This window comes from Kitasatospora sp. NPDC101235 (assembly GCF_044767505.1).
Classification (GTDB): domain Bacteria; phylum Actinomycetota; class Actinomycetes; order Streptomycetales; family Streptomycetaceae; genus Kitasatospora.
Map to the genome: position 1 here is coordinate 245,575 of NZ_JBIWNZ010000003.1, position 20,300 is coordinate 265,874.

At 72.6% G+C, this 20,300-nt stretch carries 17 protein-coding genes and 3 tRNA genes; 3 read left to right on the forward strand and 17 right to left on the reverse strand.

What is annotated here, in order from left to right; genetic code table 11:
* The first annotated feature begins 32 nt into the window (after nt 1-32).
* The gene (locus tag ACIRRH_RS07240) at nt 33-1,097 is read left to right on the forward strand and encodes an adenosine deaminase (protein ID WP_403062933.1); all 1,065 of its coding nucleotides are present in this window, start codon (nt 33-35) and stop codon (nt 1,095-1,097) included.
* On the opposite strand, the gene ACIRRH_RS07245 is transcribed toward ACIRRH_RS07240, so the two are convergent.
* The 8 genes from ACIRRH_RS07245 to ACIRRH_RS07280 form a co-directional block, all read right to left on the reverse strand.
* A complete protein-coding gene (locus ACIRRH_RS07245) occupies nt 1,094-2,176 on the reverse strand; it encodes a UDP-N-acetylmuramate dehydrogenase (RefSeq protein WP_403062936.1) in 1,083 nt (360 codons plus the stop codon). The two genes, ACIRRH_RS07240 and ACIRRH_RS07245, sit on opposite strands and share 4 nt — an antisense overlap.
* Before the next feature lie 17 nt (nt 2,177-2,193).
* Complete coding sequence (locus tag ACIRRH_RS07250) at nt 2,194-3,639, reverse strand: MFS transporter (RefSeq protein ID WP_403062939.1); 1,446 nt, start codon at nt 3,637-3,639, stop codon at nt 2,194-2,196.
* 98 nt (nt 3,640-3,737) lie between these two features.
* Entirely contained in the window at nt 3,738-4,301 is a 564-nt protein-coding gene (locus ACIRRH_RS07255; protein ID WP_403062942.1) for a TetR/AcrR family transcriptional regulator, read from the reverse strand.
* Nucleotides 4,302-4,403: 102 nt separating this feature from the next.
* A complete protein-coding gene (locus ACIRRH_RS07260) occupies nt 4,404-4,826 on the reverse strand; it encodes a MaoC family dehydratase (protein WP_030055766.1) in 423 nt (140 codons plus the stop codon).
* 5 nt (nt 4,827-4,831) lie between these two features.
* Entirely contained in the window at nt 4,832-5,290 is a 459-nt protein-coding gene (locus tag ACIRRH_RS07265) for a MaoC family dehydratase N-terminal domain-containing protein (RefSeq protein ID WP_403062945.1), read from the reverse strand.
* A gap of 115 nt (nt 5,291-5,405) precedes the next feature.
* The gene (gene rpmG / locus ACIRRH_RS07270; protein ID WP_006604855.1) at nt 5,406-5,570 is read right to left on the reverse strand and encodes a 50S ribosomal protein L33; all 165 of its coding nucleotides are present in this window, start codon (nt 5,568-5,570) and stop codon (nt 5,406-5,408) included.
* A gap of 83 nt (nt 5,571-5,653) precedes the next feature.
* Nucleotides 5,654-5,726, reverse strand: a tRNA-Met gene (locus tag ACIRRH_RS07275).
* A gap of 43 nt (nt 5,727-5,769) precedes the next feature.
* Nucleotides 5,770-5,842 (reverse strand) — tRNA-Thr (locus ACIRRH_RS07280).
* Nucleotides 5,843-6,120: 278 nt separating this feature from the next.
* On the opposite strand from ACIRRH_RS07280, the gene ACIRRH_RS07285 reads away from it, so the two are divergent.
* Nucleotides 6,121-7,389, forward strand: a complete 1,269-nt coding sequence (locus ACIRRH_RS07285) for a hydrolase (RefSeq protein ID WP_403062948.1) — start codon at nt 6,121-6,123, stop codon at nt 7,387-7,389.
* Nucleotides 7,390-7,637: 248 nt separating this feature from the next.
* Here ACIRRH_RS07285 and ACIRRH_RS07290 read toward each other — a convergent pair whose 3' ends face one another.
* The 8 genes from ACIRRH_RS07290 to ACIRRH_RS07325 all read right to left on the reverse strand — a co-directional run bounded on the left by ACIRRH_RS07290 (nt 7,638) and on the right by ACIRRH_RS07325 (nt 18,419).
* The gene (locus ACIRRH_RS07290; protein ID WP_403062951.1) at nt 7,638-8,312 is read right to left on the reverse strand and encodes a response regulator; all 675 of its coding nucleotides are present in this window, start codon (nt 8,310-8,312) and stop codon (nt 7,638-7,640) included.
* 96 nt (nt 8,313-8,408) lie between these two features.
* Nucleotides 8,409-10,970 (reverse strand): ATP-binding protein, encoded by a 2,562-nt coding sequence (locus ACIRRH_RS07295; RefSeq protein ID WP_403062954.1) that lies wholly within the window; start codon nt 10,968-10,970, stop codon nt 8,409-8,411.
* 132 nt (nt 10,971-11,102) lie between these two features.
* A complete protein-coding gene (gene kdpC, locus ACIRRH_RS07300) occupies nt 11,103-11,738 on the reverse strand; it encodes a potassium-transporting ATPase subunit KdpC (RefSeq protein ID WP_403062957.1) in 636 nt (211 codons plus the stop codon).
* 21 nt (nt 11,739-11,759) lie between these two features.
* Nucleotides 11,760-13,868 carry a potassium-transporting ATPase subunit KdpB gene (kdpB, locus tag ACIRRH_RS07305; RefSeq protein ID WP_403062960.1) on the reverse strand — a complete coding sequence of 703 codons (2,109 nt, stop codon included), beginning with the start codon at nt 13,866-13,868 and terminating at the stop codon, nt 11,760-11,762.
* The gene (kdpA, locus tag ACIRRH_RS07310; protein ID WP_403062963.1) at nt 13,868-15,532 is read right to left on the reverse strand and encodes a potassium-transporting ATPase subunit KdpA; all 1,665 of its coding nucleotides are present in this window, start codon (nt 15,530-15,532) and stop codon (nt 13,868-13,870) included. Before kdpA ends, kdpB begins: the two co-directional genes overlap by 1 nt.
* A gap of 1 nt (nt 15,533) precedes the next feature.
* Nucleotides 15,534-15,623: a K(+)-transporting ATPase subunit F gene (kdpF, locus tag ACIRRH_RS07315; protein ID WP_380608319.1), complete on the reverse strand. Its 90-nt coding sequence runs from the start codon at nt 15,621-15,623 to the stop codon at nt 15,534-15,536.
* A gap of 498 nt (nt 15,624-16,121) precedes the next feature.
* Nucleotides 16,122-17,954 carry an APC family permease gene (locus ACIRRH_RS07320; protein WP_403062966.1) on the reverse strand — a complete coding sequence of 611 codons (1,833 nt, stop codon included), beginning with the start codon at nt 17,952-17,954 and terminating at the stop codon, nt 16,122-16,124.
* Between the two features lie 384 nt (nt 17,955-18,338).
* Nucleotides 18,339-18,419 (reverse strand) — tRNA-Tyr (locus tag ACIRRH_RS07325).
* A gap of 217 nt (nt 18,420-18,636) precedes the next feature.
* On the opposite strand from ACIRRH_RS07325, the gene ACIRRH_RS07330 reads away from it, so the two are divergent.
* A complete protein-coding gene (locus ACIRRH_RS07330; RefSeq protein WP_224280366.1) occupies nt 18,637-19,125 on the forward strand; it encodes a YajQ family cyclic di-GMP-binding protein in 489 nt (162 codons plus the stop codon).
* Nucleotides 19,126-19,281: 156 nt separating this feature from the next.
* Here the strand turns inward: ACIRRH_RS07330 and ACIRRH_RS07335 are convergent, their stop codons facing one another.
* Nucleotides 19,282-19,776: a hypothetical protein gene (locus ACIRRH_RS07335; RefSeq protein WP_403062969.1), complete on the reverse strand. Its 495-nt coding sequence runs from the start codon at nt 19,774-19,776 to the stop codon at nt 19,282-19,284.
* Nucleotides 19,777-20,300: the final 524 nt, after the last annotated feature.

A 20,300-nucleotide genomic window follows, 5' to 3' on the forward strand; every position in this document is an offset into this window, starting at 1 on the left:
CGTTCGGGGCCCGTATACGGCAAAATCGGTGAATGGAACGCCTGTTGAACCCGCGAGACGTCAGGGGCCTCCCGAAGGCCCACCTGCACCTGCACTTCACCGGCTCGATGCGCCCCGCCACCCTCCTGGAGCTGGCCGACAAGCACGGCGTCCGGCTGCCGGAGGCGCTCAGCTCCGGCGAGCCGCCCCGACTGCGGGCCACCGACGAGCGGGGCTGGTTCCGCTTCCAGCGGCTGTACGACACCGCCCGCTCGGTGCTGCGGGACGAGGAGGACATCCGCCGGCTGGTCCTGGAGACCGCCGAGGACGAGCGGCGGGACGGCTCCCGCTGGCTGGAGATCCAGGTCGACCCGACCTCGTACGCGCCCCGGCTGGGCGGGCTGATCCCCGCCCTGGAGCTGATCCTGGACGCGGTGGAGCACGCCGCCGCGGCCACCGGGGTGGGCATCCGGGTCCTGGTCGCGGCCAACCGGATGAAGTCCCCGATGGACGCCCGGACGCTGGCCCGGATGGCCGTCCGATACGCCGACCACGGGGTGGTCGGCTTCGGCCTCTCCAACGACGAGCGCCGGGGCCTGGCCCGGGACTTCGACCGGGCCTTCGCGATCGCCCGCAAGGGCGGGCTGCTGGCGGCCCCGCACGGCGGCGAGCTGTCCGGCCCGGAGTCCGTCCGGGACTGCCTGGACGACCTGGGCGCCGGCCGGATCGGCCACGGCGTGCGGGCCGCCGAGGACCCCCGGCTGATGGAGCGGCTGGCGAACCGGCAGGTCACCTGCGAGGTCTGCCCGTCCTCCAACGTCTCGCTCGGCGTCTACGAGCACCCCGAGGAGGTCCCGTTGCGCCGGCTCTTCGACGCCGGGGTGCCAGTCGCACTGGGTGCGGACGACCCGCTGCTGTTCGGCAGCCGACTGGCCGCCCAGTACGAGCTGGTCCGGGACGTGCTGGGCTTCTCCGACGCCGAGCTCGCCGAGCTGGCGCGGCAGTCGGTGCGCGGCTCGGTCGCACCGGAGGCCGTCCGCAAGGAGCTGCTGGCGGACATCGACGCCTGGCTGGTGGACGGCCACGCCCCCGCGGACGCGGCCGCCGTACCCGTCTAGAGCTTGACGCCGACCATCACCGGCTCGTTCACCAGCTCCACCCCGAAGGCCTCGCGGACCCCGTCCCGGATCTCCCGGGCCAGGTCCAGCAGGTCGTCGGCGGTGGCCGAGCCCCGGTTGGTGAGCGCCAGGGTGTGCTTGGTGGAGAGCGTCGCCCGGCCGCTGCCGTAGCCCTTGCCGAAGCCCGCCCGGTCGATCAGCCAGGCCGCCGAGGTCTTGGTGCAGCCCTCCGGGGCCGGGTAGGCGGGGGCGTCCTCGGCGCCCGGGCGGGTGCGGAAGGACTCGTACTGCGCGGCCGTGAGCACCGGGTTGGTGAAGAAGGAGCCAGCCGACCAGGTGTCGTGGTCCGCCGGGTCCAGCACCATGCCCTTGCCGGCGCGCAGCAGCAGCACCGCGTTCCAGGCCGTGCCGACCGCCACCCGGTCGCCCTGCTCGACGCCCAGGTGCCGGGCGGTCTCGGCGTAGCGGACGGGAGTGGAGAGCCCGCCGTTGTCCTCCAGCCGGAACCGCACCCGCAGCACCACGTAGCGGTCCGGCTCGGCCTTGAAGCGGCTGTGCCGGTAGGAGAACGCGCACTCGGCGTTCGGGAGCACGACCACCTCGTCGGCGGTGCGGTCGTACGCGACCACCTCGGTGATCGACTGCGCGACCTCCTGGCCGTACGCGCCCACGTTCTGCACCGGGGTGGCACCCACCGAACCGGGGATGCCGGCCAGGAACTCGATGCCCGCCAGGTCGTGGTCCAGCACGGTCCGGCGGACCACCTCGGACCAGGTCTCGCCGGCCGCGACCTCCAGCGCGGTGCCGTCCAGGGCGAAGCCCCCGGTGGCGATCCGCAGCACGGTGCCGGGGAAGCCGGCGTCGCCGATCACCAGGTTGGAGCCGCCGCCGAGGACCAACAGCGGCTCGCCGGCCGCGTCGGCCTCGCGCACGGCGGCGATCACCTCGTCGTCGGTGTGGGCGGTCACCAGGCGGCGGGCCGGGCCGCCGAGCCGGAGCGTGGTCAGCGGGGCGAGGGGGGCGTCGTTTTCTACCAGCACGCCCACCAGCGTACGGGTGGCAGGGGTGCCCCCCGGCACCCCTGCCACCCGGCGGCTCAGACCCGCGCGGGCGCGGCCGGTTCCCCGGCCCGCTCCCCCGCCGCCGCGACCAGCGCCTTGCGCCGCCGCGGGATGAACGCCGCGGCGAGCGCGCCGAGCCCGACGGCGGCCGCGCCGGCGTACAGCGCGGGCACCAGCCCGTCCGTGAAGGCCCGCGCGGACTGGTAGCCGCCCTGCTCCGAGAACACCGCCGCGAGCACGGCCACCCCGAGCGCCCCGCCGACCTCGCGCAGCGCGTTGTTGGCGCCGGAGGCGATCCCCTGCTCCTGCGGCCGGACACTGGCCATCACCAGCTGGGCGGTCGGGCCGAAGTACAGCGACATGCCGATTCCGCAGATCACGATGGCCGGGATCTGGGCGAGGTAGTCGAGGCCGGTGCTCCCGTCCGCGACCAGGCCGAACAGCGCCAGGCCCGCGGCCTGCAGCGCCAGCCCGGCGACCACGATCGGCCGGCCGCCGATCCGGTCGGAGACGATGCCCGCGACCGGCGAGACCAGCAGCGGCATCGCCGTCCACGGCAGCATCCGGATGCCCGCCTCCTGCGGGCTGAAGCCGCCGACGCCCTGGAGGTACTGGCTGATCAGGAAGATCGAGCCGAACATCCCCAGGTACATCAGCAGGCTGGCCGCGTTGACGGCGGAGAAGGCCCGGCTGCGGAACAGCCGCATCGGCAGCATCGGGTGGGCGGCCACCCGCTGCTCGTACCAGACGAAGGCGACGAGCAGCAGGGCGCCGGCGATCAGGGCAGCGAGGACCAGCGGGCTGGTCCAGCCGTCCGGGTTCCCGCGGATCAGGCCGAGGACGATCCCGAACATCCCCAGGCTGACCAGCAGGGTTCCGGGCACGTCCAGGGCCCGGCCCGCGCCCCGGCTCTCCCCGAGCCGCAGGAAGGCCAGTGGCAGCAGGGCGAGGCCGACCGGGACGTTCACCCAGAAGATCCACTGCCAGGAGAAGTGCTCGGTCAGCGAGCCGCCGATCAGCGGCCCGGCGGCGACGGCGAGGCCGCTGACGCCCGACCAGATGCCGAAGGCCAGCCCCCGCCTGGCCTCGGGCACGGCGGTGGTGAGCAGGGTGAGGGTGAGCGGCATCATCACCGCCGCCCCGGTGCCCTGGAGGGCACGGGCGGCGATCAGTTCGCCGATGCCCGGGGACAGGGCGGCCGCGGCGGAGCCGGCGGTGAAGACCGCCAGGCCGGCCAGGAAGATCCGGCGCCGGCCGAAGCGGTCGCCGAGGGCGGCGCCGAACATCAGCAGCACCGCGAAGCTCAGGGTGTAGGCGCTGACCGTCCATTCGAGGTCGGACAGCCCGCCGCCGAGCTCCTCGCGGATCGACGGCAGTGCGGTGGTGACCACCAGGTTGTCCAGTGCGGCCATGAAGCCGGCCGCGCTGACGATCACCAGGGTCCAGATCGCGGCTCTGCCCATGGCCGGTTTCTCCGTCATGACTTCCCCCAAGGTTCCTCTGGGCATTTCAGGTAGTTATTGCTCAATAACTTCTACGGGCCGAAAAGGGGCCGCACGGACGCCACCGTGCGGCCCGTCTACTCAGGCACCTCGCACCCGTCGAAGCCGGTCCAGATCCGGTGGTCCGGCGGGTAGCCCAGCGCCACCAGGGTGTTGATCAGCATCCCGTACGCGAAGAACTGCGTGGCGTCCTTCATGTCGCCGCCGATCCGGATCCTGACCCGGTCGAACAGGCTCTCCCACAGCCGCTGGGCGGTCTCCCCGATCTCCTCCTCGCCGACCGCCCGGGCCGCGAAGACCGAGACGTAGAGCTGCATCTGCATCATGAGCTGGTCGCGGTCCTCGACCAGGCCCATGTACGCGTCGGACATCGCCCGTGCGGCCTCCGCGCCGGACAGCCCGGCCGAGGCCTCGTCGAAGACCCGCCAGGTCTCCTCCACGCAGCGCTCGGCGGCCGCGGCGAAGATCGCCTGCTTGCCCGGGAACAGCCGGAACAGGTACGGCTGCGAGACGCCCACCCGGCGGGCGATCGCCTCGGTGGAGGTGCCGTGGTACCCGCCCCGGGCGAACTCGGTCAGGGCGGCCCGGACGACGCTCTCGCGCCGCTCCTCCGCACTCATCCGGATGCTCGACTTCGCCATGGACCCCAAGTTAGTGGCCAATCACTATCCAGGCAAGACGGCCGCGGCCGGAGATCCGTACGGTACGGACTCCGGCCGCGGCCGCCGGCGCGCGGGAGCGGCTCAGCCGAGCCGGACGACGGCCCGGGACATGCCGAGCACCTTCTGGCCGCCCGTGGTGGCCAGCAGGTCGACCTGCACCTTGCGGTCGTCCAGCTTCTTGGCGACCTTGGCGGAGACCTCGACCACCGCGCCGACCCCGTCGTTCGGCACCGGCACCGGGCGGGTGAAGCGCACGCCGTACTCGACCACCGCGGCCGGGTCGCCGACCCAGTCGGTGACCACCCGGATCGCCTCGGCCATGGTGAACATGCCGTGCGCGATGACGTCCGGCAGGCCGACCTCCAGGGCGAACTTCTCGTTCCAGTGGATCGGGTTGAAGTCGCCCGAGGCGCCCGCGTACCGCACCAGCGTGTCGCGGGTCACCGGGAAGGACTGCGCCGGCAGCTCGGTGCCGACCTCGACCTCGTCGTAGCTGATCGCCATCGCGCTCACTCCCCCGCCTCGTCGGCGGCCCGGGCCACCAGGGTCATGACCGACGTCACAACGTGCTCGCCGGTCCCGTCCGTCACCTCACCGCGCACGGTGAGCACGTCGTTGCCCGCCAGCGACTTGATGTTGTCGATGGTCACCGCGACCGACAGCCGGTCGCCGGCCCGCACCGGGCGGGTGTAGGTGAACTTCTGGTCGCCGTGCACCACCCGGCTGAAGTCCAGGCCCAGCTCCGGGTCCTCGACCACCTGACCGGCCGCGCGGTAGGTGATCACGAACGGGAAGGTCGGCGGGGCGATCACGTCGGGGTGGCCCAGCGCCTTCGCCGCCTCCGGATCGGTGTACGCCGGGTTGGCGTCGCCGATCGCGGTCGCGAACTCACGGATCTTCTCCCGGCCGACCTCGTACGGCTCGGTGGGCGGGTAACTACGCCCGATGAAGGAGGGGTCGAGCGCCATGGCAGCTCCTCGGAACGCGGGTGGATACGAAAAAACTCCGGGCCGCACCCCTGTGAGGGATGCGGCCCGGAGTCGAAGACCTGGTTTCACACAGGCCCGTCGCCCTGCGAAAGGGTCAGCGGGTCTCGCGGTGCGCGGTGTGCGAGTTGCAACGGGGGCAGTGCTTCTTCATCTCAAGACGGTCCGGGTCGTTACGCCGGTTCTTCTTGGTGATGTAGTTCCGCTCCTTGCACTCCACGCAGGCCAGCGTGATCTTCGGGCGGACGTCGGTGGCAGCCACGGGAGTGCCTTCCTTGGACAACGAATAAGAACACAACAAGAGTAGCCGACCGGGAGTGCGATCTCCCGACCGACTACGCGGGGTAGCGGTGACCGGACTTGAACCGGTGACACAGCGATTATGAGCCGCTTGCTCTACCAACTGAGCTACACCGCCACAGTGATCAGCAGAACAGCCGGAGCTGACTGCTTCTCACCCGAGCCCCCATGCGGAATCGAACCGCAGACCTTCTCCTTACCATGGAGACGCTCTACCGACTGAGCTATAGGGGCGAACGAGGAAGAGATTACACGTTCCGCGCCCGGAGGTGAAATCCGTATCCCGCGGCGAAGACCGCAGGTGGGCGAGGGGTACTGGCGGACGATCCAAGGCCCGGCGTTCGATCGGCCCACGAGCCGCACGGCCCGACCCGATACGACTAATGCCCGCCTCCCAGCGCCCCGCCCCCCGGGCCCATAGGCTCGACGCTCATTGATCGGGAGGGCTGGCCGGCGGTACGGGCCGGCCGTACGGGGCCGACCGCACGGGCCGGCCCGAGAAGGAGCCGGCGATGGACAGCGCAGCCGCCGACGGGCCGCACTCCGGGCCCGGCCCGGCGGCCAACCCGCTCGGGCACGGCCCGGTCCTGCTGCTCACCGGTGCCCGGCTGGCCGACGGACGGGTGGTGGACGTCCGGATCAGCGGCGACCGGATCCAGGCGGTCGGCACCGTCGGCAGCCTCGGCCCGCTGCCCGCCCTGCCCGGCACGCCCACCGTCACCACCGGCGCCCGGATCGACCTGCGCGGCTACCTGCTCCTCCCGGCCCCCGCCGAGGCGCACGGCCACTACGACGCCGCCTTCTCCGCCGCCCTGCCCACCCCGCCGCCGGAGACCCCGGCCGACCTCACCCGGCGGATCACCGAGGCCGCGCTGACCTCGCTCGGCTACGGCGCCACCGCGCAGCGCACCCACGTCCGGATCGGCGACGTGCACGGGCTGCGCCGGCTGGAGGCGGTGCTCACCGCCCGGCAGGCGCTGCGCGGGCTGGCCGAGCTCCAGGCGGTGGCGATGCCCCGGCTGCTCACCGGACGAGCCGGGGCGGACGGCCGGGCACAGCTGCGCGAGGCGCTCAAGCTGGGCGCCACGGCGGCCGGCGGCTGCCCGGAGCTGGACCCGGACCCTGCCGGGTACGTACAGCTGCTGCTGGAGGCCGCCCGGGAGGCCGACTGCCCGGTGGACCTGCACACCAGCGCCGCAGATTCCGCCCAACTGGCCCGTATGGCCGGGGCGTTGGCGCCGCTTCGGCCGCGGGTGACGCTCGGCCCGTGCGGGGCGCTGGCCCGGGGTGCGTCGACGGTGCTGGCGACCAGCGGGGTCCGGGTGGTCTGCCTTCCGCAGAACGGCTGCTGCACCGGACTGGAGGGCCGGACGACAGGCCTGCGACCCGGCCTGGTGCGGGAGTTGGCGGCCGCCCGGGTGCCGCTGGCGGCGGGCAGCGGGGCCCTGCGCGACCCGTCCAATCCGGTCGGCCGGGCGGATCCGCTGGAGTCGGCCTATCTGCTGGCGGCCGGTGGGGAGTTGGCCCCGGAGGCGGCGTACGACGCGGTGGCGAACCAGGCCCGGGCGGCGCTCGGCCTGGCGCCGGTCCGGGTGGACGCCGGGTTCCCGGCGGAGCTGCTGGCGGTGCGCGGGGACAGCTTGGCCGGGGCGCTCGCGGGCGGGCACAGCCGGCTGGTGGTGCACAGCGGCCGGGTGGTCAGCCGGACCAGTGCGGTCCGGGAGTTCGCGGACACAGTGGTGCTGGCGCTGCCCCGGCAGACCGGGGGCGCGGACGGCTGAGCCGGGCCGGGTCGGTCCGTGGGCACATGGGGGCGCGCGACCGGTGTCGCGCGCCCCTCCCCCACCTGCTGGCCGTCCGGGGACGGCGGCCGGAGCGGCCCCGGGCCTCCCCCACACGGAGCAGGGCCCGCTCCTTCGACACCGACGCTACGCCCGCGAAGCACCGCCACCGGGCGGCCTTGACGCCTTCCTGTCGCCCACCGTCCGGCTCTTGACGGCTCGTTGACGCAGGGCGCGCCGGCCGCCGGTCACGGCACGTACCGGTACCCGATCCCCGGCTCGGTGATCAGGTGCCGCGGCCGGGCCGGGTCGCGCTCCAGTTTGCGGCGCAGCCCGGCGAAGTAGACCCGCAGGTAGTTGCCGCGCCCCTCCTGGGCCGGGCCCCACACCTCGCGCAGGATCTGCCTCCCGGGCACCAGCCGGCCGGGGTTGGCGAGCAGCAGGGTGAGGATGCGCCACTCGGTCGGGGTGAGCCGGACCGGGCCGTTCGGGCCGTTCACCGCGGTGGCCGCGAGGTCCACGGTGTGGTCGCCGATCACCGGCCGGCCCAGCGGCACGCCGCCCGGCGGCCGGCGCAGCACGGCGCGCAGCCGGGCCAGCAGTTCGTCCATCAGGAACGGCTTGGTGAGGTAGTCGTCGGCGCCCGCGTCCAGGGCGCCCACCTTGTCGGCGGCGTCGGTCCGGCCGGAGAGCACGATGACCGGCACCGCGCTGCGGGTGCGCAGGCCGCGCAGCACGTCCATCCCGTCGAGGTCGGGCAGGCCGAGGTCGAGCAGGACGGCGTCCGGGGCCGAGTGCGCCGCGCGGTCGAGCGCCTCCCCGCCGCTGGCGGCGGTGCGGACGGCGTAGTGCCGGGCGCTGAGGTTGATCCGCAGGGTGCGCAGGAGGGCCGGCTCGTCGTCGACGACCAGGATCTCGCTCATGCGTCCGCCCCCGCCCCCGCCTGCGGCCGGGGGGACCCCCACCGCTCGACGGTCGCTCCGCGGGACGCGCACCTCTCGGTGATGCGATCACTCCGTTCACTCATGCGGTGATTCCTCCCCGGGGGCTGCGGGCTCGGTGGTGGCGGCGTTCAGGGTGAGCAGCATGGTGGTGCCGCCGCCGGGGGTGTCCTCGACCTCCAGGCTGCCGCCCATCGCCTCCGCGAGACCGCGGGAGAGCGCGAGGCCGAGGCCGACGCCGGTGGTGTTGTCGGTGTCGCCGAGGCGCTGGAAGGGCAGGAAGACGCGGTCGCGGTCCTCGGGGGCGATGCCGGGGCCGCGGTCGATCACCCGGATCTCGACCTGGTCGGCGTGGTGGCTGGCGGTGACCAGGACGGGCGCGCCGGGGGCGTTGTGCCGCAGCGCGTTGGTGATCACGTTGGCGAGCACCCGCTCCAGCAGCGGCGGGTCGGCGAGCACCGGCGGGATCGTGTCGAGGTCGAGCGGCTGGATCGGCGCGTACGGGTCGGGGAGGCTGTCGAGCGCCCGGGGCAGGACCTCGTCCAGGTGGGTCCCGGTGAGGTGCAGGGTGAGCGCGCCGGCCTGGAGGCGGCTCATGTCGAGCAGGTTGTCGACCAGCCGGGTGAGCTTGACCAGCGACTCGTCGGCGGTGGCGAGGAGTTCGGCCTGGTCCTCGGGTGAGAACTCGACGTCGGGGCTGCGCAGCGAGCCGACCGAGGCGCGGGCGGCGGCCAGCGGGGTGCGCAGGTCGTGGCTGACGGCGGCGAGCAGGGCGGTGCGCATCCGGTCGGCGGCCTTGATCGGCTCGACCTCGGCGGCGACCACGGCCAGCCGGTCGCGTTCCAGCGCGGCGGCGACGTGGGCGGCGAAGGCGGTCAGCACCCGCTGGTCGGCGGCGGGCAGCCGGCGGCCGGTGAGCACCAGGACGGCGTCCGCGCCGACCGGGACCTCGGTGGTCCCGTGCGGCCCCTCGCCGTCGCCCTGGTGGTCGTCCTCGCAGAGCGCGAGCACCTCGCCGTCGGCCCGGGAGAGCAGGGCGACGGCCCGCATGCCGAAGGCCGTCCGGGACTTCTCCAGCAGGGCGGGCAGCGCGTCGGCGCCGCGCAGCACGCTGCCCGCCAGGGTGGAGAGCGTCTCGGCCTCGGCGGTGGCGCGGGCGGCCCGGCTGGTGAGCCGGCCGGCGTGGTCGACCACGGTGGAGACGGTGAGCGCGATGGCGGCGAAGACCACCAGGGCGACGATGTTGTTGGTCTCGCCGATGGTCAGGCTGTGGATCGGCGGGATGAAGTAGTAGTTGAGCAGCACCGAGGCGACGACCGAGGCCAGCAGGGCCGACACGGCGCCGCCGAGCAGGGCGACGACGACCACGCCGAGCTGGAACATCAGCGCGTCGGTGGTCAGGTTGATGCTGTGGTCCGCCTGCGAGAGCAGGGCGGTGAGCAGCCAGGGCAGCACCAGGCCGGCCAGGTAGCCGACGATGGTGCGGCGCCGGGAGTGGCGGCGGCCGAGCGAGGGCAGCCGGCCGCGGCCGGTGAACTCGTGGGTGACCATGTGGACGTCGATGTCCTCGGAGGCGTCCACGGTGGTCTGCCCGGTGCCGGGGCCGGTGAGGAACCGGTTGATCCGGCCGCGGCGGCTGGTGCCGAGCACCAGCTGGGTGGCGTCGTGGGCACGGGCGAAGGCGAGCAGCGCGGTGGGGACGTCGTCGCCGACCACCACGTGGTAGCTGCCGCCGAGGGCCTCCACCAGCTGCCGCTGCTGGGCGAGCGCGCCGGAGGAGGCGCCGGCCAGGCCGTCGCTGCGGGAGACGTGGACGGCCAGCAGGTCGCCGCCGGCCGTGCGGTCGGCGATCCGGGCGGCGCGGCGGACCAGGGTCTCGCCCTCGGGGCCGCCGGTGAGGGCGACCACGACCCGCTCGCGGGTCTCCCAGACCCGGTCGATGTTGTGGCTGGCCCGGTAGTCGCGCAGGCCCTCGTCCACCCGCCCGGCCACCCAGAGCAGGGCGAGTTCTCGCAGGGCGGTGAGGTTGCCGACCCGGAAGTAGTTGGAGAGCGCGGCGTCCACCTTCTCCGCCCTGTAGACGTTGCCGTGGGCCATCCGGCGGCGCAGTGCCTGCGGGGCCATGTCGACGAGTTCGATCTGGTCGGCCCGGCGGACCACCTCGTCCGGAACGGTCTCGCGCTGCGGGATGCCGGTGATCTTCCGGACGACGTCGTTCAGCGATTCCAGGTGCTGGATGTTGACGGTGGTGATGACGTCGATCCCGGCGGCGAGCAGTTCCTCGACGTCCTGCCAGCGCTTGGCGTGCCGGCCGCCGGGGATGTTGGTGTGCGCCAGCTCGTCCACCAGCACGACGGCCGGGCGGCGGGCGAGCGCGCCGTCGAGGTCCATCTCCTCGAACTCGGCGTCCCGGTAGGAGCGGTGGACCCGAGGCAGGACCTCCAGGCCCGCCAGCATGGCCTCGGTGTGGCGTCTGCCGTGGCACTCGATGTACCCGACCACGACATCGGCCCCGCGCTCCTGTCTGCGCCGGGCCTCGTCCAGCATCCGATAGGTCTTGCCGACCCCCGGCGCGGAGCCGAGGTACACCCTCAGCCGGCCTCCGCGGTTGCCGGTGCCGGGGGTGAGGTCGCGGGCCATGGGCACTGCTCTTTCCATCGAGAAGCCGACAGCTTGGATGGTGCGTGTGTGGGTGTGGCGCGACCGGCCCGGTCACGGGAGACGTGCTCCCGCGGCCGGGCCGGCCAGGTCATGCATGTGTGTGATGTGGTGTCACTTCTGCTCGCCGAGTGCCTTGTTGAGCAGGACGACGTTGACGCCCTCGTTGCCGAGGAAGCCGAGCGAGCGGCTCTCGGTGTACTCGTCGACCAGCCTGGTCACCGTCTCCACCGGCAGGTTGCGGTTCCTGGCGACCCGGTCGACCTGCTCCCTGGCGTACGCGACGGAGATGTGCGGGTCGAGGCCGGAGCCGGAGGCGGTCAGCGCGTCGGCCGGGACGCTCGCCGGGTCGACGCCGTCGAACGCGGCGACGGCGGCGCGGCGGTCGTCGACGGCCTTCAGCAGGTCCTCGTTGTTGGGGCCGAGGTTGCTGGCGCCGGAGGAGGAGGCGTCGTAGCCGGTCCCGGCCGCGGAGGGGCGGGGCTGGAACCACTTCGGGTCCGGCTGGGCCTCCTCCTTCGGGTCGTCCGGGTTGGCCTTGGGCAGGTTGAAGCTCTGGCCGACCAGGCTGGAGCCGATCTCCTTGCCGTCGGACTCCACCGGCGAGCCGTTCGCCTTGTCGGTGAAGGCGATTTGGGAGATGCCGGTGATCAGCAGCGGGTACGCGACCCCGAGGATCACGGTCAGCACCAGGAGCACCCGCAGGGCCGTGAGGTGGGTCCGCACGACGGCGGGCAGGGGCTTGGACATGGTTTCCTCTCCTTCCCCGCGTCAGTTGAGGCCGGGGATGAACTGGACGATCAGGTCGATCAGCTTGATGCCGACGAACGGCACCACCAGGCCGCCGAAGCCGTAGACCCCGATGTTGCGGCGCAGCAGCGAGCCGGCGTCGGACGGGCGGTAGCGCACGCCGCGCAGGGCGAGCGGGATCAGGCCGATGATGACCAGGGCGTTGAAGATGATCGCCGAGGTGATCGCGGACTGCGGGCTGTGCAGGCCCATGATGTTGAGGTGGCTCAGGCCCGGGTAGACCCCGGCGAACATCGCGGGGATGATCGCGAAGTACTTGGCCACGTCGTTGGCGATCGAGAAGGTGGTCAGCGCGCCGCGGGTGATCAGCAGCTGCTTGCCGATCTCCACGATCTCGATCAGCTTGGTCGGGTTGGAGTCCAGGTCGACCATGTTGCCGGCCTCCTTGGCCGCCATGGTCCCGGTGTTCATCGCGACGCCGACGTCGGCCTGGGCGAGCGCGGGGGCGTCGTTGGTGCCGTCGCCGGTCATCGCGACCAGCTTGCCGCCCTCCTGCTCCTTCTTGATCAGGGCCATCTTGTCCTCGGGCGTGGCCTCGGCGAGGAAGTCGTCCACGCCGGCCTCCTCCGCGATCGCCTTGGCGGTCAGCGGGTTGTCGCCCGTGATCATGATGGTCTTGATGCCCATCCGGCGGAGCTCGTCGAAGCGCTCCCGCATGCCCTCCTTGACCACGTCCTTGAGGTGGATGACCCCCAGGACGCGGGCGGGCTCGCCGCCGAGCCTGGTGGCCACCACCAGCGGGGTGCCACCGGCCGCGGAGATGCCGTCGACCAGGGCGGAGACCTCGTTGCCGACCGAACCGCCGTTCCCGGTGACCCAGTTGGTGACCGCGCCGGCGGCTCCCTTGCGGACCTGGTGGACCCCTTCGGCCTCGTCCAGGTCGACACCCGACATCCGGGTCTGGGCGGTGAACGGGACCCAGGTGGCGTGGGTCAGCTCGCCCTGGGCGCGGGCCCGCAGGCCGTACTCGGTCTTGGCCAGGACCACGATCGAGCGGCCCTCCGGGGTCTCGTCCGCGAGGGAGGAGAGCTGCGCCGCGCTGGCCAGTTCGTCGGTGCCCACGCCCGGGGCGGGCAGGAACTCGGCGGCCTGGCGGTTGCCCAGGGTGATGGTGCCGGTCTTGTCGAGCAGCAGGGTGTTGACGTCGCCGGCGGCCTCGACGGCGCGGCCGGACATCGCCAGCACGTTGCGCTGCACCAGGCGGTCCATGCCGGCGATGCCGATCGCGGAGAGCAGCGCGCCGATGGTGGTCGGGATGAGCGCCACGATCAGGGCGACCAGGACGATCATCGACTGCGGGGCGCCCGCGTAGGTGGCCATCGGCTGGAGCGTGACGACCGCGACCAGGAAGACGATGGTCAGCGAGGCCAGCAGGATGTTGAGCGCGATCTCGTTCGGCGTCTTCTGCCGGGCGGCGCCCTCGACCAGGGCGATCATCCGGTCGATGAACGACTTGCCGGGCTCCGAGGCGATCTTCACCACGATCCGGTCGGACAGCACCTTGGTGCCGCCGGTCACCGCGGAGCGGTCGCCGCCGGACTCGCGGATGACGGGCGCGGACTCACCGGTGATCGCCGACTCGTCGACGCTCGCGACACCCTCGACCACGTCGCCGTCGCCGGGGATGATCTGCCCGGCCTCGACCACCACGTGGTCGCCGAGCCGCAGCGCGGTGCCGGGCACCTCCTCCTCGGCCCGGGTCGCGGGCCAGTCGGTGAGCCGACGGGCGACGCTCTCGGTCTTGGTCTTGCGCAGGGTGTCGGCCTGGGCCTTGCCGCGGCCCTCGGCGACGGCCTCCGCCAGGTTGGCGAAGACCGTGGTGAGCCAGAGCCAGACGGTGATCGCCCAGGCGAACACGGACGGGCTGGCGATCGCGGAGACCGTGGTGACCACCGAGCCGACCTCGACCACGAACATCACCGGGTTCTTGACCATCACCCGGGGGTCGAGCTTCCTCACCGCGTCCGGCAGGGACGCGACGATCAGTTTCGGGTCGAGCAGGCCGCTCGCCACTCTGTGCGGCTCGGCGTTGGTGTCGGCCGGTGCGGGGTTGAGCGTAGGGGTGGACATCAGGAGGACAGACCTTCCGCGATCGGCCCGAGAGCCAGGGCCGGGAAGTAGGTGAGGCCGACGACGATCAGGATCACGCCCGACAGCAGGCCCACGAACAGCGGCTTGTGGGTGGGCAGGGTGCCCGGGGTGGCCGGGACCGGCTGCTGCTGGGCGAGCGAGCCGGCCAGCGCCAGGACGAAGACGATCGGCAGGAGACGGCCGAAGATCATCGCCAGGCCGAGCGCGGTGTCGTACCAGTCGGTGTTGACGGTGATGCCGCCGAAGGCCGAGCCGTTGTTGTTGGCGGCCGAGGTGAAGGCGTACAGCACCTCGGAGAAGCCGTGGGCGCCCGAGTTGAGCATCCCGGCGCGCTCGCCCGGCAGGGCCATCGCCACACCGGTGCCGACCAGCACGATCGTCGGCGTGGTGAGGATGTACAGGGAGGCGAACTTCATCTCCCGGCCGCCGAGCTTCTTGCCCAGGTACTCGGGGGTGCGCCCGACCATCAGGCCAGCCACGAACACCGCGACGACCGCCAGCACCAGCATGCCGTACAGGCCGGAGCCCACACCGCCGGGCGCGATCTCGCCCAGCATCATGTTGAAGACCGTCAGCCCGCCGCCGAACGGCGTGTACGAGTCGTGGAAGGAGTTCACCGCGCCGGTCGAGGTCAGCGTGGTCGACGCGGCGAACAGCGAACTGGCGGCGATGCCGAAGCGCTGCTCCTTGCCCTCCATCGCGGCGCCCGCGGCCTGCAGGGCGCTGCCCTGGTGCTGCGACTCGGCGAAGGTGAGCAGGGCCACCGAGGCGACCCAGAACAGACCCATCACGGCGACGATCGCGTAGCCCTGGCGGTTGTCCCCCACCATCCGGCCGAAGGTCCGCGGCAGCGCGAACGGGATCAGCAGTATCAGGAAGATCTCGACCAGGTTGGTGAAGCCGGTCGGGTTCTCGAACGGGTGCGCCGAGTTGGCGTTGAAGAAGCCGCCGCCGTTGGTGCCGAGCAGCTTGATGACCTCCTGGGAGGCCACCGGACCGCCAGGGATCTTCTGGACCTCGCCCGCGAGGGTGGTCACCTCGTGGAAGCCGTGGAAGTTCTGGATCACGCCGTTGGCGGCCAGGACCAGGGCGAAGACGACCGAGATCGGCAGCAGCAGGCGCAGGCTGATCCGGGTGAGGTCGACCCAGAAGTTGCCGACCCGGTCCGTCCTGTTACGGGTGAAGCCCCGGATCAGCGCGGCGACGACGGCGATGCCGACGGCCGCGGAGACGAAGTTCTGCACCGCCAGGCCCGCCATCTGCACCAGGTGGCCCATCGCGGACTCGCCGCCGTAGGACTGCCAGTTGGTGTTGGCGACGAACGAGATCGCGGTGTTCCAGGCCTGGTGGCCCTCCATCTGCGGAACGCCCAGGTTCAGCAGCAGGTAGCCCTGGAGGCGGATCAGGCCGTAGAGGAAGAGGACCGAGACGGCCGAGAAGGCCAGCACCGAACGCAGGTACGCCGGCCAGCGCTGATCGGCGTCGCCGTCGACGCCGATCACCTTGTAGATGCCGCGCTCGACCCTGAGGTGCTTGGCGGAGGTGAGGAGCTTGGCGATGTAGTCGCCGAGGGGCCGGTAGCACAGGGCCAGCGCGCCGACGAGGGCGAGGACCTGGATCCAGCCCGCGAGAGTGGATCCCATGTCAGAACTTCTCCGGGAAGATCAGCGCCACGACGAGATAGCCGACGAGCGCGACGGCCACGACCAGACCAGCGATGTTCTCGACGCTCATGCGCCCACCTCGCTGCGCTCGGCGGGCGCTTCGCGCAACACGCCCCTGTTGATGGTTCGCTCGCTGCGCTCGTTCACAGCTTCTCCACCCCCCGCGCGATCAGGGCGATGACGGCGAACACGGCGACCGTGACACCGACGTAGATGAGATCGGACATGGGCTCCACCAGAGTGGTTCGGGAGATGCCGCGACCTGGGCCGAAGGGGCTCGTGCGGCACCGGCGGACGACCGGCAGATGCAGCAAAGCAGCCGTCAGGGGCGCGTTATGGCTCCCTGACGCCCTCCATACGGGTGATAGCGCGACGTTGACGCGACGTTGACGGGCGCTTCATCGGACCGAGACCGTCGTGATCGGGCCGAGATCCGGGGGCGGCCCGGCGGCGGGGTCCGGCGGGCCGCCCGGCGGCGGGGTCCGGCGGGCGGCCCGGCGGCACGCCGGGGAACGGAACGGCCCCGGACGGCAGGCTGCCGTCCGGGGCCGTTCACCCCCGTTCCCGGTCACATCCGCATGCGCAGCCGGCAGACCACCGCGTCGGTGTGCCGCCGCAGGGCGCGGTCGATGACGGCACCGCGCCGGTTCTGGAGCGCCCGCTGCCACCAGCGGGCCGGCTCCACCTCGGGGATCAGCACGGTCAGCCGGTCGTAGACGTGCTCCGCCCCCAGCTCGTTGACGAAGTCGGCGATCGGCCGGCCCAGCCGGCGGTGGACGTCCGGGATCTCCACCAGCGGCACGCCCGGCCGCCACAGCTCCCAGTCCCGGCGCAGCGCCTCGGCGGCGGCCGGCTCGTGCACCACGGTCACCGCCATGACCTCGTCGCCGAGCGAGAGCGCCGCCGACAGGCCGTCCCTGGTCAGCCGGGTGATCGCGGTCACCGGGACGACGACCAGACTGCGCTGCCTGGTCACCGGGCCGGGCACCCGGCCCAGCTCCAGCCGCTCGCCGATCCGCGCGTAGCTGCGGTGGACCGCCTCGAACAGCACCACCAGCAGCGGCAGCGCCACCACGATGCCCCAGGCGCCCTCGGTGAACTTGGTGCCGGTGACGACCACCGCCGCGGCACCGGTGAGCACCGCGCCGAAGCCGTTCAGCGCGGCCTTCCACCGCCAGCCGGAGGGCCGGTGCAGCAGCCAGTGCCGGACCATGCCGACCTGGCAGACGGTGAAGCCGACGAACACGCCGATCGAGAACAGCGGCACCAGGCTGTTGACGTCCCCGCCGGAGCCGGCCAGCAGCGCCGCCGACACCGCGGCCAGGAACAGCACGCCGTACCGGTACACCTGGCGGTCGGCGCGCAGCGCGAACAGGTGCGGGAGGTGGTTGTCCCGGGCCAGCAGGTCGAGCAGCACCGGCAGCCCGCCGAAGGAGGTGTTGGCGGCCAGCCCGAGCAGCACCACGGTGGCGAACTGGACGACGTAGAAGCCGAAGCCGTGGCCGAGCGAGGCGTCGGCGAGCTGGGCGAGCACGGTGACGCCCTCGACCGGCTGGAGGTGGAAGCGGCCGATCAGCACGGCCAGCCCGATCAGCATCACGCCGAGCAGGGCGCCGAGCGCCACCTCGGTGTGCTGCGCGCGCCTGATCCGCGGGGTGCGGAAGGAGGGGACGGCGTTGGCCACCGCCTCCACGCCGGTCAGCGCGGAGCAGCCGGCCGCGAAGGCCTTGAGGAGCAGCAGCGCGCCGACGGTGGTGGCGTTCTCGGCGAGCGTCGAGGCGTGGCCGGTGGCGGCCGCGGTGCTGGCCGGGCCGTCCCGGAACAGGCCGGCCACGATGATCGCCAGGATGGAGAGCACGAAGACGGCGGTCGGCGCCATGAACCAGCGCGCCGACTCGGCGATCCCGCGCAGGTTCACCGCGGTGACCAGTGCGAGCACGCCCAGGCAGAGCCAGACCCGGTCGTCGTACAGGCCCGGGACGGCCGAGGTGAGCGCGGCGACGCCGGCGGTGACCGAGACGGCGACGTTCAGGACGTAGTCGATGACCAGCGAGGCGGCCGCGGTCAGCGCGGTCCGGCGGCCCAGGTGCGCCTTGGCCACCGCGTAGGAGCCGCCGCCGTCCGGGAAGGCCGCGATCACCTGCCGGTAGGAGGCGACCAGCACCGCCAGCAGCAGGGCGATCGCCGCGGTGACCGGCAGCGTGAAGCCCAGCCCGTACGCCCCGGCGGCGGCCAGCACCAGCACGATCGACTCCGGTCCGTACGCGACCGAAGCCATGGCGTCCAACGAGAGCGCGGCCAGCCCGCCGAGCGCGCTGAGCCGGTGCCGGTCGCCGCCCGTACCGGTATCAGGCGGCTCGGGTTCGGCCGTGACGGCCGAGATGGTGGTGGCGCTGGGCATCGGACGGGACCTCCGCAGTCGGTAGTTGGTCCGATCCTGCGGTCCACGCGCCCGCCGCCCGGCGGGCCCTACGCGTTCCTGACGCCGTCACGAGCGGCCTTGACGCGCCCTTGACGAGGCCGTCACGCCGTGCCGGCGCCGTCCGGTGGCTGGTGGCGGGGGTGGGGCGAGCCGTTGTCCCGGCGGTCGCCGGCTGGGAAGACGATCAGCTCTGTCGAAGGACTCCCACCCCCGGCCCCCACTCTGCTGCCTGGGGCCAGTAATTGCAAGCAATGTGCAATAAGTGTGCCCGGGGCCCGACCGGCTCCGGACGGGAGGGCCGGGAGAAAACGAAACAGCCCCCGATCTGCGTTTCCGCAGATCGGGGGCTGTTTCTCCATCCTGTGGCTGGTGCAGGGTTCGAACCTGCGTAGCTTGCGCGACAGATTTACAGTCTGCTCCCTTTGGCCGCTCGGGCAACCAGCCAGGATTCTTGTTTCCCGGGGCGTTCACCCCGTTCGACTTGGTAAACCATACCTGATGCCGGGGGGTGTTCCGCCACTCGATAGATCACACGATGATCAAGAAACCTCGGGCGACCACTACGGGCGGGGCCCGTGTGGCGCTGGATAGGCTGGGGCTGCGGGCGCCCGGAGGGGCGGGCCGTGCCAGTGCAGCCAGAGCATCAAGGAGACCAACACCCATGGCCGACTCCAGTTTCGACATCGTCTCGAAGGTCGAGTGGCAGGAGGTCGACAACGCGATCAACCAGACCTCCCGCGAGATCGCGACGCGCTTCGACTTCAAGGGCGTCGGCGGCGAGATCAGCCGCTCCGGCGAGAAGATCGAGATGAAGGCGAACGGCGAGGAGCGCGTGCGCGCCATCCTCGACGTCCTCCAGACCAAGTTCATCAAGCGCGGCCTGTCGCTGAAGGCTCTGGACGCCGGCGAGCCGCAGCTGTCCGGCAAGGAGTACAAGATCTTCGCCAACGTCAAGGAGGGCATCACCACGGAGGACGCGAAGAAGGTCGCGAAGATCATCCGTGACGAGGGCCCGAAGGGCGTCAAGGCGCAGGTCCAGGGTGACGAGCTGCGCGTCAGCTCGAAGAGCCGCGACGACCTCCAGGCCGTGCAGGCCCTGCTCAAGGGCAAGGACCTGGACTTCGCGGTCCAGTTCGTGAACTACCGCTAGTACGGGCCCGGGCCTGCGCGAGCGCGGGCTCCGAGCAGCCACGGGCATGACGGGGCGCGGCGCCGAGGACGTCTTCGGCACCGCGCCCCGTCGCGCTCTTCCCGTCCGGCCGCAGGGTGGGCGCGCGGCGGATCCACGAGCACGGGGCCGACGCGGTCAGCCGGCCGGCTCCGCCCAGCCGCCGGTGCTGCGGTGCCGGCCCAGGCCGACCGACTCGAACTCGTCCGCCCGGCCCTCCTCCGTGCGTGCGCCGACCCGCCGCAGGGCGCGGGATATCGGAGTGCCCTCGGCCGGGGCGGGCTCGAACTCGCCGATGGTGAGCGGGCCGAGGACGACCCTGCCGTCCGACCAGACGGCGGCACGCTGGGTACCGCTGCCACCGAAGTACTCCGCCTCGACGCAGGCGATCGGGCCGGCCTTCGACCAGGCGGCCAGCCGGAGCTCGAAGCCGTCCGAGTGCCAGCCGAACCCGGCCCCGCCACCGGGCCTGCGTACGCTGCCGTCCCCCTGGAGCGCGGCGCGGACGGCGGAGGTGACCGGGATCAGCGCAAGCCCCTGCGCCAGCGGCACCACACGGGCCGCCGGAACCTCCGCCGCCGCCACCGTCAGCAGCTCACATGTTCCGATCAGCGCCTGGAGTTCGTAGGACATGCCGGACATGGTGTCCCACGGCACCGACAGTCGGCCTGGAATTTATGATTCCGTGCCCGGTCGGAGACCGTAGAGCAGACTGCGGAGCACCCCGGCGCGGACCGCGGCCGGCCCCGGAGCCGTTCCTGCCGCTGGTCCCGGTACCGGCCTCGGCGCCGATCGCGCCCCCGGTCACCCGCTCGGGCGCGTGCGCGTGCGGCGGCCGCGGCACCCGGGTGGACTGGCCGGGTACGGCCCGTCCCGGGCCCTTTCCCCCGGCTCCCGTGCAGCCGGGCGCTTCCGGCCGGGGCCGTACGGAGGAGGACCGCATGCATTCCACGGACACGCCCCCACCGGACCGGCCGGCCACCACCCCGGCCACGGCGGTCGGCGTTCTGGCCCACGTCCTCCTGCGCCTCGTCCCGGCGCTCGCGTTCCGGCTGCCGACCGCGCCGGTCGCCGGCCGGGGTGACGACGGCCCCCGCCGGGGTCCGGCGGAACCGTCGAAGCCGCCCCGGCCGGCGGAGGATCGGCCGGCCCGCCGT

Coding starts and splice junctions, on each gene's coding strand:
- kdpB (WP_403062960.1), bottom strand. CDS start 13,868: ATGTCCACCCCTACGCTCAACCCCGCACCGGCCGACACCAACGCCGAG.
- ACIRRH_RS07250 (WP_403062939.1), bottom strand. CDS start 3,639: ATGACGGAGAAACCGGCCATGGGCAGAGCCGCGATCTGGACCCTGGTG.
- ACIRRH_RS07260 (WP_030055766.1), bottom strand. CDS start 4,826: ATGGCGATCAGCTACGACGAGGTCGAGGTCGGCACCGAGCTGCCGGCG.
- ACIRRH_RS07295 (WP_403062954.1), bottom strand. CDS start 10,970: ATGGCCCGCGACCTCACCCCCGGCACCGGCAACCGCGGAGGCCGGCTG.
- ACIRRH_RS07335 (WP_403062969.1), bottom strand. CDS start 19,776: ATGTCCTACGAACTCCAGGCGCTGATCGGAACATGTGAGCTGCTGACG.
- ACIRRH_RS07255 (WP_403062942.1), bottom strand. CDS start 4,301: ATGGCGAAGTCGAGCATCCGGATGAGTGCGGAGGAGCGGCGCGAGAGC.
- ACIRRH_RS07265 (WP_403062945.1), bottom strand. CDS start 5,290: ATGGCGCTCGACCCCTCCTTCATCGGGCGTAGTTACCCGCCCACCGAG.
- ACIRRH_RS07240 (WP_403062933.1), top strand. CDS start 33: ATGGAACGCCTGTTGAACCCGCGAGACGTCAGGGGCCTCCCGAAGGCC.
- ACIRRH_RS07285 (WP_403062948.1), top strand. CDS start 6,121: ATGGACAGCGCAGCCGCCGACGGGCCGCACTCCGGGCCCGGCCCGGCG.
- ACIRRH_RS07290 (WP_403062951.1), bottom strand. CDS start 8,312: ATGAGCGAGATCCTGGTCGTCGACGACGAGCCGGCCCTCCTGCGCACC.
- kdpF (WP_380608319.1), bottom strand. CDS start 15,623: ATGAGCGTCGAGAACATCGCTGGTCTGGTCGTGGCCGTCGCGCTCGTC.
- kdpC (WP_403062957.1), bottom strand. CDS start 11,738: ATGTCCAAGCCCCTGCCCGCCGTCGTGCGGACCCACCTCACGGCCCTG.
- ACIRRH_RS07330 (WP_224280366.1), top strand. CDS start 18,637: ATGGCCGACTCCAGTTTCGACATCGTCTCGAAGGTCGAGTGGCAGGAG.
- ACIRRH_RS07320 (WP_403062966.1), bottom strand. CDS start 17,954: ATGCCCAGCGCCACCACCATCTCGGCCGTCACGGCCGAACCCGAGCCG.
- kdpA (WP_403062963.1), bottom strand. CDS start 15,532: ATGGGATCCACTCTCGCGGGCTGGATCCAGGTCCTCGCCCTCGTCGGC.